This is a genomic window from Pseudomonas sp. HD6422 (genome assembly GCF_025377065.1).
Taxonomy (GTDB): Bacteria; Pseudomonadota; Gammaproteobacteria; order Pseudomonadales; family Pseudomonadaceae; genus Aquipseudomonas; species Aquipseudomonas putida_U.
The window spans coordinates 34,802-51,352 of sequence record NZ_JAHWIW010000010.1 but is presented as its reverse complement, the minus strand read 5'-3'; the positions used below and the strand labels follow the sequence as shown (position 1 = coordinate 51,352).

22 protein-coding genes are annotated in these 16,551 nt (G+C 56.1%); 17 read left to right on the top strand and 5 right to left on the bottom strand.

Annotated elements, in window-relative coordinates:
• Positions 1–67: 67 nt before the first annotated feature.
• On the bottom strand, positions 68–1,093 hold the full coding sequence (locus tag KY379_RS09225; RefSeq protein ID WP_084851687.1) for a hypothetical protein: 1,026 nt from the start codon (positions 1,091–1,093) through the stop codon (positions 68–70).
• Between the two features lie 308 nt (positions 1,094–1,401).
• Here KY379_RS09225 and KY379_RS09220 point away from each other — a divergent pair, with 308 nt between their 5' ends.
• The 3 genes from KY379_RS09220 to KY379_RS27380 all read left to right on the top strand — a co-directional run bounded on the left by KY379_RS09220 (position 1,402) and on the right by KY379_RS27380 (position 3,627).
• On the top strand, positions 1,402–1,785 hold the full coding sequence (locus KY379_RS09220; protein WP_084851694.1) for a hypothetical protein: 384 nt from the start codon (positions 1,402–1,404) through the stop codon (positions 1,783–1,785).
• A 247-nt stretch (positions 1,786–2,032) separates the two neighbouring features.
• Positions 2,033–2,938, top strand: coding sequence for a hypothetical protein (locus tag KY379_RS09215; protein ID WP_084851699.1), 906 nt, complete (start codon positions 2,033–2,035; stop codon positions 2,936–2,938).
• 98 nt (positions 2,939–3,036) lie between these two features.
• Positions 3,037–3,627: a DUF6012 family protein gene (locus tag KY379_RS27380; RefSeq protein WP_084851700.1), complete on the top strand. Its 591-nt coding sequence runs from the start codon at positions 3,037–3,039 to the stop codon at positions 3,625–3,627.
• Between the two features lie 102 nt (positions 3,628–3,729).
• Here KY379_RS27380 and KY379_RS09210 read toward each other — a convergent pair whose 3' ends face one another.
• Entirely contained in the window at positions 3,730–4,593 is an 864-nt protein-coding gene (locus KY379_RS09210; RefSeq protein WP_084851701.1) for an Ig-like domain-containing protein, read from the bottom strand.
• A gap of 595 nt (positions 4,594–5,188) precedes the next feature.
• Between KY379_RS09210 and KY379_RS09205 the strand changes: the two genes are divergently transcribed.
• From KY379_RS09205 to KY379_RS09180, 6 genes are all read left to right on the top strand, one after another.
• Positions 5,189–5,605: a hypothetical protein gene (locus KY379_RS09205; RefSeq protein WP_084851702.1), complete on the top strand. Its 417-nt coding sequence runs from the start codon at positions 5,189–5,191 to the stop codon at positions 5,603–5,605.
• Positions 5,606–5,675: 70 nt separating this feature from the next.
• Complete coding sequence (locus KY379_RS09200) at positions 5,676–6,446, top strand: hypothetical protein (protein WP_084851703.1); 771 nt, start codon at positions 5,676–5,678, stop codon at positions 6,444–6,446.
• Between the two features lie 103 nt (positions 6,447–6,549).
• Positions 6,550–7,038 carry a hypothetical protein gene (locus KY379_RS09195; protein WP_256819923.1) on the top strand — a complete coding sequence of 163 codons (489 nt, stop codon included), beginning with the start codon at positions 6,550–6,552 and terminating at the stop codon, positions 7,036–7,038.
• Between the two features lie 715 nt (positions 7,039–7,753).
• Positions 7,754–7,888: a hypothetical protein gene (locus tag KY379_RS09190; protein WP_256592560.1), complete on the top strand. Its 135-nt coding sequence runs from the start codon at positions 7,754–7,756 to the stop codon at positions 7,886–7,888.
• A gap of 123 nt (positions 7,889–8,011) precedes the next feature.
• The gene (locus KY379_RS09185; RefSeq protein WP_084851714.1) at positions 8,012–8,209 is read left to right on the top strand and encodes a hypothetical protein; all 198 of its coding nucleotides are present in this window, start codon (positions 8,012–8,014) and stop codon (positions 8,207–8,209) included.
• Between the two features lie 840 nt (positions 8,210–9,049).
• Positions 9,050–10,720, top strand: coding sequence for a hypothetical protein (locus KY379_RS09180; protein ID WP_256819925.1), 1,671 nt, complete (start codon positions 9,050–9,052; stop codon positions 10,718–10,720).
• Between the two features lie 23 nt (positions 10,721–10,743).
• On the opposite strand, the gene KY379_RS09175 is transcribed toward KY379_RS09180, so the two are convergent.
• Together KY379_RS09175 and KY379_RS09170 are read right to left on the bottom strand one after the other, a co-directional pair.
• Positions 10,744–11,067 carry a hypothetical protein gene (locus KY379_RS09175; protein WP_084851720.1) on the bottom strand — a complete coding sequence of 108 codons (324 nt, stop codon included), beginning with the start codon at positions 11,065–11,067 and terminating at the stop codon, positions 10,744–10,746.
• A gap of 134 nt (positions 11,068–11,201) precedes the next feature.
• Positions 11,202–12,209, bottom strand: coding sequence for a hypothetical protein (locus KY379_RS09170; protein WP_084851722.1), 1,008 nt, complete (start codon positions 12,207–12,209; stop codon positions 11,202–11,204).
• Positions 12,210–12,374: 165 nt separating this feature from the next.
• On the opposite strand from KY379_RS09170, the gene KY379_RS09165 reads away from it, so the two are divergent.
• From KY379_RS09165 to KY379_RS09145, 5 genes are all read left to right on the top strand, one after another.
• Positions 12,375–12,851: a hypothetical protein gene (locus KY379_RS09165; RefSeq protein ID WP_084851724.1), complete on the top strand. Its 477-nt coding sequence runs from the start codon at positions 12,375–12,377 to the stop codon at positions 12,849–12,851.
• Between the two features lie 86 nt (positions 12,852–12,937).
• Positions 12,938–13,150: a hypothetical protein gene (locus KY379_RS09160; RefSeq protein ID WP_084851742.1), complete on the top strand. Its 213-nt coding sequence runs from the start codon at positions 12,938–12,940 to the stop codon at positions 13,148–13,150.
• A 127-nt stretch (positions 13,151–13,277) separates the two neighbouring features.
• Positions 13,278–13,742, top strand: coding sequence for a hypothetical protein (locus tag KY379_RS09155; RefSeq protein WP_139813979.1), 465 nt, complete (start codon positions 13,278–13,280; stop codon positions 13,740–13,742).
• Positions 13,743–13,898: 156 nt separating this feature from the next.
• Positions 13,899–14,147, top strand: coding sequence for a hypothetical protein (locus KY379_RS09150; RefSeq protein WP_084851744.1), 249 nt, complete (start codon positions 13,899–13,901; stop codon positions 14,145–14,147).
• A 167-nt stretch (positions 14,148–14,314) separates the two neighbouring features.
• Positions 14,315–14,635: a hypothetical protein gene (locus tag KY379_RS09145; protein ID WP_176705111.1), complete on the top strand. Its 321-nt coding sequence runs from the start codon at positions 14,315–14,317 to the stop codon at positions 14,633–14,635.
• Between the two features lie 18 nt (positions 14,636–14,653).
• Here KY379_RS09145 and KY379_RS09140 read toward each other — a convergent pair whose 3' ends face one another.
• Positions 14,654–14,947, bottom strand: coding sequence for a hypothetical protein (locus KY379_RS09140; RefSeq protein ID WP_084851745.1), 294 nt, complete (start codon positions 14,945–14,947; stop codon positions 14,654–14,656).
• A gap of 182 nt (positions 14,948–15,129) precedes the next feature.
• Here KY379_RS09140 and KY379_RS09135 point away from each other — a divergent pair, with 182 nt between their 5' ends.
• The 3 genes from KY379_RS09135 to KY379_RS09125 all read left to right on the top strand — a co-directional run bounded on the left by KY379_RS09135 (position 15,130) and on the right by KY379_RS09125 (position 16,543).
• A complete protein-coding gene (locus KY379_RS09135; RefSeq protein ID WP_139813980.1) occupies positions 15,130–15,627 on the top strand; it encodes a hypothetical protein in 498 nt (165 codons plus the stop codon).
• A gap of 57 nt (positions 15,628–15,684) precedes the next feature.
• Positions 15,685–15,966 (top strand): hypothetical protein, encoded by a 282-nt coding sequence (locus KY379_RS09130; RefSeq protein WP_084851751.1) that lies wholly within the window; start codon positions 15,685–15,687, stop codon positions 15,964–15,966.
• A 202-nt stretch (positions 15,967–16,168) separates the two neighbouring features.
• Positions 16,169–16,543 carry a hypothetical protein gene (locus tag KY379_RS09125; protein WP_084851758.1) on the top strand — a complete coding sequence of 125 codons (375 nt, stop codon included), beginning with the start codon at positions 16,169–16,171 and terminating at the stop codon, positions 16,541–16,543.
• Positions 16,544–16,551: the final 8 nt, after the last annotated feature.

Genomic DNA, 16,551 nt, shown 5'->3' with positions numbered 1-16,551 from the left:
GGAATCAGCTAGGCGCACCGGACATCAAAAAGCCGCCTAGGGCGGCTCGATGTGCGGCTTGCCTATCTCATTGAAGGGAAGGCGAGGTACCAGGCATCAGACTAAGAACCACCTGCCCCTCTTGAGCATACACCCGGAAGCGCCGTTCAACTCCACCACACCGAAAAATCTCGCTAAACGATCCGAGGCCGCGATCATCAAGCTCAAGGGCCTCACTCACATCATCCTGGCACGGGACAGTGTGATATTGGCCAATGCAGGAATACGCCTTACCGCTGGTGACAACCGTTTCGCATTCATAGCAAGCGGCCAGCTGAAGGGCTGAAAGGTGCTTGAGACCTGGCACGGGCGGCAGAGTAGACACCACGACACCTGCCCAAGGGTCTTGCACACAGGGTTCGCTCCCATTCAATCCCGCGATGGCCCCCTCAACTGTCGAAGCCCAAGCCTGAAACTCATCCCAGCGCTGAACCGCTTCGGGGCTGGCATCCGCCGCTTTATACGCGGTCGAGGTGATGTAGTCGGCGAAAGCAATCGCCTCAGGCTCGACATGCCCGACCGGGCAGAATCGTTGGTGTAGGCTCAACAAAGCGCACCAGGCAGCAATTACTCCCGCCTGCATGGACTTATCATGCCGTTTCATCAATGCCGCTGAGTATTGCTCCCAGGGCTCGACCCCAGTGACCTCAAAGGTCCAGGTACGGTTCTTCCCCATCACCAGGGTTCCCGTTTGCGAGTTGAACACGGTTGCGAGCGCGGTTGAGATCACTGCCGAGGTGGTTCGGACGAAGCTCCAGAACTGGTCTGAATCACGCACCACATAGGGCAATCCGTCATGAGTGAGGGCATTGCGCACCAACAGCAATTTTCCGACAGGGATTGGCCCGTCGGCGGCTATAGAGTTGTCCTCCCACTGGACAACGCTCCAGTCATAGCTCAACTCATACCCATCAGGGTCACGCCATACACAATCGCTCTCATCGACCTTCACCAGGCGTTGCGTCAGAAGCCCGCCGGTACCGCAATGGCGCAGCTGGCAGTTCACAGATGCACCAGCGATTGGGAGGCGTTCTTCGGGGTTGATCCATGGCATAGGTTGGGTGTGTCCAGTCTTCAACAGAGGGTGGGCCGTGCGACCAGAGGGCCTACGGAGAATGACAGGATAACGGCTGAATACGAGATACAGAAACGGTCAGAGTCGGATCCGACATACCGCTCTGTGTATCGGCCAGCATTTGGGGCATCGGTGAATAGATTCTCCATTACCTGTCAGCTAGAACCGCGACGGGTTCCTGCTCAAACCGCGGTAGGAATCTGTGATCCCATTTTGGCTAGCTCAGTCACCAAGAAGGCGTTAGGCTCCGATTGGATTTGAGCACATTCCAAAGGAAAGGTTAGGAAATGAAGATGGCCGAGAAATCGAAGCAGGTAGTCCTGCGAAACGTAGCTCTGGCGCTGGGCAACGACCTAAGGACCGTGATTGCCCCAGTACTGGCAACTGCGGCAGTGGCAAGTGTTGCCCATGACTATGTCAAGGAGTACGTAGGTGGCGGCTGGTATACCCTGGCTTACGCCTTGGCCGCATTTGGACTGGGGATTGTAGTTGCCTGGCTTCTTGGACCTCTAAACGGTCGCTTGATCCTTCGCGCAATCGAGCGAGACTACGGGCCCAAGACTCGTGCCCATGTTTTTAAACTGCTCAATGATGCCCGCCCAGGCGTTCCAATCAGCATTGATCTTCCTTCGATCGCTCGCTCCAACGGTGAACCCCTCTCCCGGACCTAAGCGCTGCTAGTTGCCGGTGAAAGGAGCGCAACCCCGAGATCGATGAGTACAGTGGCAATATCGGAATTCCGCGCACCCGCTTTGGCTTCAGCCCCCGCGATGTAGAACGTATATTCGTATAGGCCAACCGAGGTTGGCCCAACGACCGCGGAGCTTCTAAGTTTTGAAAAACCCCATCCTCAGCTACTTCTGCCAGAGACAAGTAGGTCCTGGTGTACCATCCACGACGCACGCGACCGATGGAGATATGACGCGCACCTTGTGCGGACGGCCAGTACCCCTCAACAGTGACCTCGAATCTCTACGCGACGCCGGCGGAGCAGTGACCTGCCAGACCTGCAGTCGGGTGCTGAAAAAGCGCAAGGTGCATGACGCCTATATCGGTCCAACATCATTCCTTCCCAGCAACAGCATGGTGATCGACGGCTTGGTGCTTCGCGAGTTCGGATGGGGTGGCCTGGACCGTGGTTTCGAGAGCTTCTTTGCCTATGGGCACACCCAGCCTGGTAAGCTTCTCGAGGTTGCTCGACAGCTCGTGTGTAACGACTTGCCTGGATGGGAAGAACACTGCATCTCAGTTCACGAATATTGGGTGAGCGCCCCTGCCTTGGACGATGGCCAGATCTGCCACCTGCAGTATGGATGGACGCCCGAGCTTGAGGATGACTACTTTACTCTGCACAGAAGCCGTCCGCTGAACGTCACCGTTCTCCGCCACGAAGCCTGGGAGCTGGTAGAGCCTGATAAGGCAGACCTGCGACGCGAGACTGAATACCAAGTCCGCAAAGTCAAGGACTGGTACCGCGGCGCGCGTCAGCTTGGTCGACTAGCCACGCCTCACGACATGGAGGCAACCTACCTCCCAGGCTATACGGTCGTTGGCATCCCCCCAGGTGAGAGCGAAGAGCTCTGCCTTGAATGGCCAACTTCGAATTTCGAGGAGGCGATGGAGAGCATCGATCTCCACGAGCAACGCGGGGCAACAAGCCTCACCCTCGCGGGAGATGGCTGCAGCATCGGGCTCGAGGCGCTGAAAGGCGATGCCGGCATGATCATTCGCTATGGCATCAGGAAACATGGGCCGGACGTAGCATTCCATCAGTTCCTTGATTGGTACGAAGTCGGTGGAAAGACTGAGGGTTCACTAGCCTGATGAATTCTGTGGCTAGGTTTCGGATAGGCGATCTGTTCCGCCCCCTTTAATCTCCCTGTAGTGCCGGGCCCTACCGGCGTATTAGGGGAGCTGGTCACATGGGACTGATTCATCTCACGCCGCATTTCATCGTGCCGCAGAGCGTTAAAGCGTTAGACCTGGTTGACGTCTCCTGTACGGAGCTGGACTTAAGCCTGCAGAACGGGATAGACCTCACCGTTCGCAGGCCCTGGCCAAACAAGGACTATCGCGTGGCTTGCCGTAAGCAAGGCCAGAAAGCCATCCTGGGCTTCTTGGTTGAGCGTGAGTCAATCCCTGAGAACTTCACGGTTGTCACACGCTGGAGCCTTCACCGCGATCGGATACTGACGCACACCGTGCGCTACAGCCTCGTTGACCGAGACTATGATTTTGTCAGCGACCTGATGAGCATGTGGTCAAGCATCGGTGACAACGTTTACCGATCCAGGTGGCCAGACGTTCCAGAGTACGGGTCCCCGGCCGCTAGCCAGCCGCGAATGCACCTCGACCTAGATCAAGAACGCAAGGGGATCTACAGAGATTTACGTGACGACGAAGGAAGACTGTGTGGGCGGGAGGAGACCGTGTATGTCCCTACCCTAGAGCTCGGAAGGCTAGATCATTACTGCAGAGCCGATCGGCTGCCAGATCGTGCATCAGCATTCTGAAGCAGCCGCTAAGGGCTGCAGTATCTGAAATGGGCGAGGCAAACCCAAGCTAAAAGAACTCAGCCTCACTGGTTCGAGGCTGAGATTGCAGCTCGCTTAAACCTAGTGACCACCTCCGGAGTAGTAAACCTGGATCCTTACATTGACGTCTTTAAACACAGTTGCGCCCCCATTGGTTGCCGTAAACCTAACCGTACTAGTGAAAGTACCGGTACGCTGAACGACAAATTGGTATCGCGTGTCGGATATTTTCCTGACCTCAATCCCGTAACCGCTGATCATGAAAGCACTTGTCGATCCGCCGCTAGGCAGCGACAAGTCGTAATTGAACGCCATGTTGACGTCGACCCTGTTGTTAGACATACCGTAGTAGGACGCTTCAGGGTCCCCTCCAATAGATACATCTGCAGGCTTGGTTCCGACTGCACTTTGCGTACGCGTGACCTGTATGGTTTGGTAGAGGGGCTGAGCACCACCTACGTTCCGAACAGCTCCGGAGACACTGCTCTGTTCACGATCCTGTCTGTAAGCAATCTGATTTTGCGAGCAGGTCGCGCTCTGCGTGAACGACGAACCGGATGTGACGGTAGAGGCATCAGGCGTCCACGGACTACAGTTGTAGGGCCCACCATAGTCGGCCCAGGCTGTGTACAAGGGCGCAATAGGTATCCACTGATCCGTAAAAGGAATGATGATCTGGCCGGTGCCGCCGTCCTCAGATGTAATCGCCGTCACCGTGGCGTTGCCGATGACGTTCGATGAGCGGAGCTGCACCGTTGCAACACTGTCTTCGTTAGTTTCGGACTGTGCAGCGCTAAGTGACCCGCTAGTAGTTGTCCACTGAACGTTGATGCCTTCACCCAATCCAACACCGTAATAGTCAGTCAATCTTGCGGTGATGGTGGCCACCTGGCCCGTAGCCGGCAGCGAAACGGGATTGGCTATTAACTCAAGGTTGATAGGCATTTCGCATGACCGCCACCCTCCCCCAGAGTTGTCGCATACCACTGGCTGCCAGCCGCTAGCCCCACTTCCAGAAATCCTGATGCCTTTCCAGGTCTGCGCTGGTACCAGACCTGACCAGAGAATGGCAGCAACCACAGCGAATGTGTGCATACCCCGGGGACGCCAGAACCGCGCACCCTTCCCGCCCTTTACTTGTCGCATTTAGAAGCTCCCGTTGTTGTCGATTTTTAATTGTTCGACAATCTTTCGAGAGTGTGTCGATATCCCCGATTCCTAGCAATCCAAAACATAACTGCGGAATTCTGCTGCTCGGAGCTCTGGCTAAAAAATTTTAGCTTTGGGGTAAATCATCTTCTCATGGCCGCGCGGCGTTGATCGCCTGGCATTTTTGGGGGGCGCGATGGAGGAAATACGACCCGGTTTTTGAGGGAGGGTAAAGGTAATCTGATGCTACCCCCTGGCGCACGTCGACCTCCGACCTAGGGCGTGAAGAGGATCGTCGGCCTGCATGCCTTAACTTTCAGACAAGGGTTCTGGCACGGGCAAAACCGCTTCAACCTCTGCTCAAACGACACCCAACCCAGGATCATTCAAGATGAATACTCAACTTCAACACGCAGGCGGCATCAGCAATATCATCGGCGCAGTCCATGCCCCTTTGTTCAAACAACATGTATGCATGGTTTGCGAGGACACCGGCCTTGTGGCCACCGAGCATCAGAACGACGCCGGCGAGTACCTCAACGGCCGCTGCTGGAAGAAATGTGAAGCCAGCGATGCCGTCGTATGGAGTCACGATCAAGAGCAGTGGATTCGTCCAGCCGACCCGGTCCGGTTCAACCTTCGCAAGTGTGAAGCCAGCACCAAGAAGCCATGGATTGTGGAAGATACGCACTCCAACCCAGCAGAAGATCCTGTGTTGTACAGCTTCTCCAGCAAGGCCAAGGCCGAGCGCTTCAAAGCTGAGATGGAAGCCGAGCATGGGATTCAATTGCCAGCCGGCACCCACTGACCGAGTCACCATGCTGATCGACTGACGTCGTCAGATACTCATCTTTTTGCCCGCAGGCTAAGGAGCCCAGGTGTCACTGAAGTATGCCTCTAACCAGCTCGAGCAGTGCTGTCACCTCAAAGATCTGTTTGTGTTCGAGCACCAAATTGGTCACCGCCGAGAGGTCATTCCGGTAGTGACCGAATACACCCGCACAACTCTGCATAGCGGTCCGCAGGGTGAGTTTGAGTTCTTCCGGGCGCGGGCCGCGCATCGTGGGGCGAGTGGCTCCATATTCCACACCTGGCACAACCAAGTGTCGGTCACGGTTTGCCACCAAACCAAACAAGTGAAGTTCGGCCCAACCGGCCAGCTGATCATGAACAAGCGCGGTATTGGCCTTGGCCCAGCTCTGATGGCCTGCGTGATCACGTGGCTACAGAAGCACGACGTTCTCGACTACACCATTGACCCGGGCAGCCTGTCCGAGGTCGATGCCAAGACTGTTGCCGCCAGAGAGCAGCGTAATCGGTTCTACATGGCATTCGGGTTTGAGCTCTCGACATATGGAAGCCCCCTGACCGGACTCGATGTCGTCGAAGGGACATTCACGGCGGCGAATGTTCTAGCCCTGAAGGTTCCAGAGCGGTACCAGAACCGATTGAAACCTTGGTTTGCCTTTGAAGACAGCCTGAAGGACGAACGAGAATCTGGTGTGCGGTGTCTCGATGAGCTCAAGACGCTCGATCGCTGGACCCACGGGAAATCCTGGTTTGGCCGTTGGCTGCTCAGCTACATGGGCTGGCCGTTGCGATTCGCCACCAGGCACATGCACAAGCGGAAGGCGTGGGAGCCGGAGTAGAACGCTGTGTGAAAGCAAGATCCAGCCGTTATGTTCCTTGGGGACAGGCACCGAGCTGGATGCGCCTGGCGTGAGATTTCCATTCCAACCACCGAGATCGAGAATGAACAAATCAGTTTTCCTGAGTGCAATCGCACTCGCCCTGGTGTCGCCCTTGCTACAAGCTGCTGATCGTCTGCAGGTGAATACCGAAGTCATGGTTGATGGAAAAGTCGTGCAGCACATGACGGCCTACGTGGGAAGTGGGGAGAACATCCACTATTCCCGCCCGAAGACTCACGAGGTCCTGAGCGGGGTTGCCGGCGGCAAGCCACAAAAAAAGATGGTGCCGATCGGCTTTGAAGGGGACATCACCCCAAGGATCACCCAAGACGGTGAAGTTTTGATCACCAGCTCGGCTTCGTATATTGGGATGCGCGGGAACACCTCCGAAGTAACAGCCGGCAGCGCCATCAAGATCACGGATCTCTGGAGTCAGCACCTAGGCACGACCCGGCTGGGTAAAATCGGTGAACGGATAGCTCTTGACCCGTACCAGCACCTCAGTGACCACATCGTAAGTGTTGTCATAGTGGTCAAGCGCGTGCATTGATCCATCAGAACGATAGCAATGTATACTCGCCCCCTGCAGTAAATCGTTAATGGCACTGAACGGCTACTGAGCCTGTTCGAGGCCTGAATTCATGAGGTTCAAACTTCTGTGATTAAAAAAGTATTGCTTGGTCTTGGCGTAATTATTTTTGTTGGGACCGCAGTTTGGTCGTCATATGATCGTGAGGCAAAATTCTGCTCAGCGACGCCTGAGCAGATCATAAAAGCGTCTCAGAAATCACCGTGCGTTTCTAGTGAACTTAGTGCAATGTCCGATCGGGGGGTCATCATTAGAGTAACTTCAATCGAGCAAAGTGTTGCTCGCTGCTCTGTGCTCACAGCTCAGAAGGAAGCACTAGGCACTGTCAAAAGTAAAAACGATTAATCCCTATCTCATTTTTCGAGCTGGCTACGCAGTGGAGCACCAACCAACATGCTCCGCAGTCAACTCACCCTTACGGCAGAATTCCGACGATATGTTTTGAGTTGCGAAGCGTACGCTCGAACATCACGCTTGATGACTTCGAACCTGACCAAGGACTACGCCCATCATGAAGCGGCTCTCCCCGACGCACCTCACACTCTGCCTAACCCTTGCCGGGTACGCGGCGGTTTTCGCCGCCCCAGCAATTGCAGGCCAGGCCGCCAGGGACCGTGGCCCTGCCCCTAGTGCTGCAGCGCTCGCCGCGTGCGTTGGGCACAAACAGGGGGATCGCGTGCTCGTTAAGACCGCTAAGGGCAAGACGCTTCACGGCACTTGCCGCAGCTACCAGGGCAAACTGGCCGCGCGGACCCATATCCGCCACAAGAAGGACAAGAGCTGGTGGCAAAAGGTGACGGCTTGGTTGTGAGGATGACCAGAGCAGCTTAGCCGGCCACACGCGGTCGAACTAGTCGGCCGCAGCTCCAGCAGCAATGGGTTCTGCCACACCGACGCAGGCGCTATCTTGGCATCATCACTCAAGGATGCCCCAATGGCCACACTAGCCTTCTGCGACTTTGAGGATGCTTTGGAGGCGTTACAGGCCGCCTCTACTGAAGCATCCATCACCACCCTGGTTGACCAAATTGATCAACAGTTCAACGCCGGGACACTTGATGTCAGCCCCGAGCAGTGGGCGAATCTGGCATCCGAGGTGCTGGTGACAGTAACGCGAGTCCGGCGCGACTAGACCGGCACACCTCAGAAAAACGAAGGCCGTTCAGTGGAGAGCTTGGCTGGTTGTGGCTGGTTGCATGCCTGGCGCTGGGGTCACGATGTTATGGCTTGCCAGCCAGGCGGATAGTTTCGAGACAGACTCAGCGTTCCCGCTCGCGACAGCGTAGAAAAAGCCGGTACCGAGTACGACGAGGACACTTCGGTCATCGAAAACGAACACGGTGAAGTCAGCAGCTTGCTCATGGTGGATGAACTTAGCCGTGCTGGTAGATTCGGGAACGAGCCAGTCGAATCCCCTCCCCTCACCTGGGTTGACGGCTTGAGCCAGGAGAATTGCGCGTCGCATTATCGGCGGTAGCGGCGGCCGATCGGAGGCCAAGATGGTGGCGTCGATTTGCGACAGTCGATCGAACAGGCTTGTAGCCAAACCGCAGTCCTCATTTCCAGAAAAGATGTTGCGTAGGATAACGCGGCGGAGCCCGGTGACCAGCACAATCCACTCCCCCAGGGCATCAGCCGATAAAGGAAGCGCAACCGATTTCGGCCCAGCCTCGCCAACTCACTACATTTCCTCTCCTCGGGTACAGAAGGGCTTGCATCACCAAAATCAACTCAAAACGTCAACACGAAATGGGGTTCTGCCACGCGAGAGACCTATGAAAATGTGCTCATTCCGATTTTGAACGCAGTGAGCTCCCCATCATGTCCACAGCCCAGCCCCTACTAAACCAGAGCATCCAGGCAGGCCTCTTTGAGGAACTAGTGCCAGTGGCCGGCCTGGCCCCGGTTAAGGAAAAGACCTTTGAGGATAAGGTTCAGGACGCAATCGCCGCGATCAAGCAGCAGGTCATTGATGGACGGCATCTTGTTGTTGCCTGGTCAGGTGGACTCCTCAGTAACTCTCAACCTAGCTTTTACGGCGCTGCGTGAGCTCAAGGCCGATGGCATTGAAATTCCGACGCTGCACGCTATTCACTCCCGGACCGGCATAGATAACCCCGTTGTCGAGCTTTACAACAAAGGGCAGATCAAGAGCATTGAGGCGTACGGGGAGGCTTCGGGCATACCAACACGCGTGTGGGTCGCCTCTCCCAACCTCAGCAACGATTACCTTGTCAGTCTTTTGGCTGGACGAACCATTATGAGCGTTGGGGGGAACTCACGTTGCCAGCAGATGATGAAGGCTGCGCCCCTCACCCGTATCAAGCGCCAGGTACGCGCTTTCATTGCACAGACGACCGGGGTCAAGCCTAAGGACGCTGAGCTGGTGAGTCTCATTGGCACCCGCTTCGACGAAAGCATCGCGCGCGCAGCCAAGATGAAAGAGCGCGGTGAAAACGCGACTGAGGCAGTGGATGCAATGGACGATGGACAATTGGTTTTGAGCCCCATTGCTGACTGGAACACATTCGACATCTTCACCTACATCGGATGGGTACGATCCGAAAAAATCGAGGCCTATAACAAGTTCGATGAGCTTGTAGACATTTACCGTGATGCGAACGGTGGTGACTGCATGGTCAACGCATACATTGCGGGGAAAGAACAGAGCCGGCCACCATGCTCAAGCAGGACCGGTTGCTCCCTCTGTGGACGCATAAGTAGGGACACGTCCGCATCCAATATGGTGGCAACGGATGGTGGAAAGTATAGGTGGATGGCGCCCCTCCTCGAACTACGTTCCTACATGCTGGCCCGTCACTTCGACCCCTCGGCTCGCTGTTGGTTAGCCCGCACTTTGAACGAAGAGACGGGCAGTGTGAATATTTGTCCGAATTCCTACAGTCCGGCGTATTGTGAAGACCTGCTGCGCATCATCCTGACCATTCAGATCCGAGAGGAAATCGCGGCCGGCCGATTAGGCATCGCTCCTCGTTTCACCTTGCTTGACGAGCGCCAGTTGATTGCGATCGACATCATCTCTGCTCGTTATGGCTACCAAAACTCGTTCGTCGCCTTGCGCACTTACAAAGAGATCTACGAGTGCGGCAAGCGCTTTGAAATTCCAGACCTGGAATCGATACCGAAGTACACAGAGAAGGACGTGGCCTTCCGTGCAGAAGTACCTTTTGCCGACGCTGAGTATCACAGCGCATGGCGCGGGTTCCGCAACATCTCGCACGCCATGGTCGACTGGGAGTCCACAACCACCCTCGCGGACGGAACTATCGTTCAGTCTGCAAACACCGGCAACGAATTTGAGATCGATGAGGAGGGTGCTGCTCTGTTCATGGCGTTTGAACTGGACTACGCCTTGGAGCGTATCAACCTGCTTGATAACCCGATGGCAGTTGTTGACTACTTCGTCGGCCTGGGCACGGTCACCCTCTACAAAGGGAGTTTGGGTGAGTGGGAAAGAATGGCTCGGATGAGTAATCAGGTCTTCGCGCACCGGATAAAGGATATCCTCCATGACCCGCATGCACTCGTAGAGACCCTTCGGGCAAAATTCAACGTCGAGCCAGTGGGAGCCGTCCCCACGAGTGAACCGGCCACCCTGTCGCAACTGGAGTTTTGGCTTTAAGCCAGGAAGGAATTGCCGCGGGTTTACTGCTCGCCAGCGGGATCAAGAGCTTTCACTTTCACCGGGTGACGCCACACGAGATGCCGGCTGAATGCCTGGAAAGCACCGATAACAAGCAGGCCAGTGCCTACGGCATTTGACACGGTAAACCATAGAATTATGTCCGCCCAGCGGGTACCAAGCTGGACAGCATTCACGGAGCCAACAAGGAGGGTATCTATTACCAGTTGATTGGTTTGCATCAGCGCGTGGTAGCCGCCAAAACCCGTCACGGCCGCGCTCAACAACAAGAGCACGCCAAAAAAGGTTTTGTTAACGTCTAAAAATGTCTTATTCGGGTCCTTCATCGGAATTCTCGGGAAGTGGTTGACGGATGCTTGGCTAGCCTCGATAGCTTATAGGCAGCTCATCACACCTGCTATCCAAAGCACCGCGCCCAAATTTCTACATAAGGATCTGAATACGACCGACTCGAGATAGATCAGAAGTACCGTTTATTCCCGCCAGACGTGGTGCAGTACCGACCTCCCCGCGGCCCGTAACAAGCATTGCCCCCATTGCACGAGCATCCACCATTGCTGTAGCCCTGAGAGCCGCCCCGTTCTGCAGGGGCTTGGTAGAGGTCGTGATACCGGCGCTGTTTCGCCTCGGCGGCTACCTTTTGCGCACGCTGACGCGCGAATGTCGCTGCTTTCCTGTCGCCCTCAGCCTTATCCTGGGCCAGTCTTTGTGCCCAGGTCTTGTCCAAGTCGTTGGCCATTGATTTGTAGCCAGCCGTTGTCACCACAGCCCGAACCACAGCAGGATATGGTTCCCTTTCCTTGTGACCTCGCACAGCGAGGCGGCTACCGTTCTGCAATACCTCATTGCGCGCGTCCAGGGAGGTGGTGAGACGCACGGCCGCCATTGAGTAATCAAACGACGGCTGCGCCTTGTAGAAGCTGACTATGGGCTCCCCAGCGCGGGCAGCCTGCTCGAGCGGTCCCTTAAGCTTCAGGATTTCTACAACGGCTGTCTCCATAGCCTCCGTCGAGGCTGCCGATCCCGATGCCGCCCTCCCCTGGTAGGTCTTTACCGTGGCTTCGTACTGTCCAACTCGCCATGCCAACAGTTCCTTAGCCTCGCGAAGGGAGCGCTCGTAGGATTCCAGGCTGCTGGAATCAACGTAGAACGCTGTACCTGAACCATGTATCTCCTTAATTCCCAGGAGGATTATCGGAGGGCGCTGGTTTTGATAATCGGGGGTCACGAATCCATGAGCCCTGGCCTGCTTGTACTCTTGCTCGGTTACCGCCCGATCAACGAATCGAGCACATGAGTCGACCTGGATACTGACCCGCTCACAGCCGGCCCGGGAGAGGTCATATTTGCAGGCCTGGGGGATTTCAGCGTCAGGGCAAGCGGCGCGGTATTGCACTTGCTGGGCGTTTTGACATCCGGCCAGCAAAGCGAAAGCAGCAACTGGGAGCAGACGGTTCAGCACACGCATTGAATGGGATCTTCCAAAGGGACGGGCTTAATGTTCGGGCGCTGAGTTTGAAGTGCCGGCGGCCAAAAGCAAGTCCCTCTGGGAGGGTTTCGACTGTTCGACGGGGGTTCTGGCACCATACCCATCATGCAGAATGGAACAACACATAATCAGCCAGGCACACTCATGACTATTAGCGCGTACCAACTGCTCCAATCGCATGGCTTCCAGCTGATGGCTGGACGTCAACGCGTGGAAGTTCTGGCCAAGATGGGCCAACCGATCAAGATGATCGATACGGAGGGCAACACGTTCTCTGTTGTCATCACGCAGGGTCACGTCCGCATTGATGACCCCATTCAGGATCTCTATCCGCCCATCATGGTAGAGCGTAGTCACATAGCCCCAGTCAGCGTCACCACCGTTGCCGGTAAAAAGCTTGAGCTCCGTCCCATCCTAATGAATTGGGTGCCCTCTCAGGACCATGGTGACTGGATGCGTTTCATAGGCCACCACGTACCAGGCTCCGCCCTACCCGAGATCGACCAGCGCCGGCTGCAGGTTTACATGCAACAACACCAGACTGAGGCGCTGACTGATGGAACTGGTATCTACACCCTCGCAGGTGACTCGCTCGCACATTGCGATCCGCTCAATCGATAGGGATCTGAAAAGTGGAATGAGGGGATTCTGCCACACTGCGGAACGCCCGAACATGGCTCTATCAGAACGCAAATGGGATTAGAGCCATGACCACCGAACAGACCTACAGCTCCTGGGAAGAAGAGATCACCCAACTGATCGCAGATGATCTGGGTATCACCTACTCCGATGCGGCCGGCATTGTCGAAGGCCAGGACTTCTACGTAACACAGTCGTGGGGTAAAGGCATGGATGCCCGTCAAACCGCCGACAAGGTGCTTAACGAGTCCCAGCCCAAAGACACTCCTGCCGAAGAGTAAGCAAAGTAGTCACAGCTGGCATGCACCGTCAATCGTAAGACGTACACCAAGCCCCAGCATCACTGGGGCTGAGCCAGTAGTGAAGGTTGCGATTCCCGCGACCAAGCTCGATCAGGGAAAGCATTTCATGACCCGCGAAGTAAGAAAGGTCCCGGCCAACTGGCAACACCCGTCAGATGGCAACTTCCCCGATGGGAAGCCTCGGTTTGATCCTCTGTTCAGCGCTAATAGGTTCATCAGCAGAGCTGCTCAATGGGACGAGGATGCTACAAAGTGGGAGCTCGGGGAGTTTCCCGAGGAAGCTGACGATAACGATCGCGCATTGAGCTTCGAAGAGTGGGATGGTCCCCGCCCTAACCCCGACGACTACATGCCGCTTTGGCCGGAGTCGGAGTGCACCCATTTCATGATGTACGAACTCTCTACCGAAGGGACGCCGATCAGCCCGGCATTCGAAACTCTAGAGGAGCTGGCCACCTGGCTTGCCGATAACCAAGTCTGCCTATACGCCAACGAGCCGACCAATTACGAGCAGTGGTTGAAGGTGTGCAATGGCGAGCCTGTAGAGCTGGCGCTCACTCCGCAGCGGTAATTAGTCGTTTCGACACTACCTCATCTACGGAACTAGGTCTCCAACGATGTAAAATGGTGATGAACCGCGGCACCGCCCAAGCCCAGCCCTTGCTGGGCCAAGTCCGGTGAAGCAGCCACTTTTTGAGACACCCACCTCTCCCTGGAACGCCAGCTCATGAGCCGTGTTGAACGCTACGCCGCCAAAGTGCGCGCCTTTGTAGAGACTTGGAAAGGCCAATCGCTAGCCGATGTGGCCTACCAGACCGGCCGCAAGATGCGCCAGCAAGGCAGGCACTGGAGCATGGCTTATCGCTTCACCTACCCCGCCCAGCGCCTGGCACGCATCGGCTACCACGACGAGGCGCGTGGACTGCCGGACCGCCTGCGAACGCAAGACTGGCCATCGGCCTGGGTCCGGGGTTGAAGCGTTATCCCTAATGCCCCGTACCCTCATACCGGTAACAGATTTTCGATCCGTCTCCGTTAGACGACGGCGACTGATGTCGCCTATCACCGGCCCGCACCGCGAGCCTGAGCAGCATAAGACGCCTATTTGGCGCCCCGAATCATGGTAAGGATGGCAGTTCAGTTATGGACCACTTTGTAAAAAACGCTGGGTACTACGGGGTGATTGCACTAATGATCGGCGTAATGCTTGATCTGATTGTGATCCGTAAAGCCCTGACGGCTACCTGGCTTCTCCCTCTAGCCGTCGGCATTCTCTGGGTTTTCGGAGATAACGCCCAAAGAGTCGAGAAGATAAAGTCCGAACAGGCTGCATTGGCTAAGCAACTTGAAAGCTGCGAAAAAATCGGAGAACGCGACCCGCAGTCGATTTTTCAGTATCACCAAGTTGGATACCGCTGCCCAACCGAGGCCGGAGGGAGTGTTGAACGCTGGATCAATCAGTGATGAGTAATCCCCTGTTGGCTACCCCTGCTGTTTAGCCGACTCCATGTCATCGCAGAGCGCTGTGTAAAGACTTTCCAGGATCACCAATAGCTCAGGCTCCTTGTTGCCCAATTCTTTATTGAGTTCGCGCACCCGAGTGACCTCCTCGGCAGTCGGGCTGCGGTTCTCGGACAAGGCCTTCATGCAGATGTTGGACCGCTCATTTCGGATCTGAACCAACTCTGCTCGCAAGCTCTCCACCATGGGGATGTAGTGCAGCGTCATCACTCCAAGCGTGACCTGCTGGGACGGATAGATGTAAGCGTCACTCATGATTCGCTCCAGTAAACAGGGCGACCTTAGGTCAATCAATCATAGCCACCAGGCTGACCCGCTGCGTAGCGCCCAGCCTAACGGTATGCGGCCTAAGAGATAGGACCCAAAACAGCCGGATGTGCTTCTGGCACACAGGGTTTACCCACACCATGGACACATCAAATCTTGAGGTGTCTGCCATGCAATGCTCCGTCTCGCCGCTCACGATCGTCGCCCAGTGCTCTGTTCCCTCCGTAGTCATCTGCGCCAGCCACCCAACCCTCGGGCCAGTCTACTGGTGCTTTACCGACGGGGCAGATCACAACGCCCCGAGCTGCTACACCCTAACCACTAATCGCGAAAGTGCCCTGACGCTTCGAAAAGGGTGGCGGGAAGGCATCATTGCCTGGAACCACCGTGATCACATGGCAAAGGTCATGGCCGACGAGAACCAGTTCCTTGAAACCTACGATCTGGACGAAAGCGAGGATGGGACCTGGGCCACTGCAACAATCCTAGGCGGCATGCTGAAGGCATTGCAGGAGCGCAGCGGCCAGAGCCCTGAAGGCTTTTCGGCCTGGCTGACGGAGGCAGCCTGGCTTGACGAAGAAGTCCAGGACGAAGGCATCGAAAGCTCAGAAACCTATCTGATCCCCCAACTCAAGCCTGTCAATGCCTGGCAGCGCATACAAGCCTGACCTGATGGCGCGCGAGCGTGCGCCAGCTACCCGAATTTGATTACCAAGGAATTAGAGATGCCAATGTACTTAAGCGGCCACTGGAACCACATGTTCGAGGGTGAAGAGCATGAGCGCATGACCCGGGTCGTGATCGATGTCGAGGCCAAGAAACTGGTGTTTGCCCAGGTGCAGCGCATTCGATCCATCGCCTCCAGCTATACCGAGGCTCTGCAACCGGAGATGCTGGACCTAGCTGACTCCATCGAGAACGCGAACAGCGATCTGTTTGACGATCCATCTGACTTCGGGTTGGTCGTAACCGAAGGGATACCGGAGTGGGCATCAAACCTCGTCTGAGGTCAGCTCAACTGGGAGCCTGAGATTTCCAGGCAGGGGTTTTGACTTGCACCTATCAGAGGCTGAGGCCTATGTTCGAAACCCCAACACCGGATGAGATTCAAGATGGCCACAACAGAAGCAGAGCGTTTGAGGCTCAATCGCCAGTTCTTTGAGGAAGGATGCTTGTGCATTCTCGAAGCAAAGACCATCAGCCCCTGTAATGACCACCTTCACCCCGGAATATATCACCACCAAATCGCGCATCGCCGAACACCTGGGCGCCGCCGGCTGGTCGGTCGCGTCGCCACGCGATAGGGAGGTGTCTTGCATGATCGCCCAGAAGGAATACCAGACTGCTGTCGGCGGCAAAACTGCAACCATCTCTTTGGAGCCATGGACCACCTGCCTGATGCTCGTTAGCGACTACCAGAGCGAGGGCAGCAACGCGCTGAGCACCAACTCGCTGATGGTCAAGCCCGAGATTGATGACTCGACCCTCGCCGCGGCGATTGGCAAGTACACCGCCAGCGTCGACAAGGCAGTAGATGGCACGTACGCCCGCCGGCTGCACCTCCAGTTCCCGAAATCCGCTTGATTGGCTCC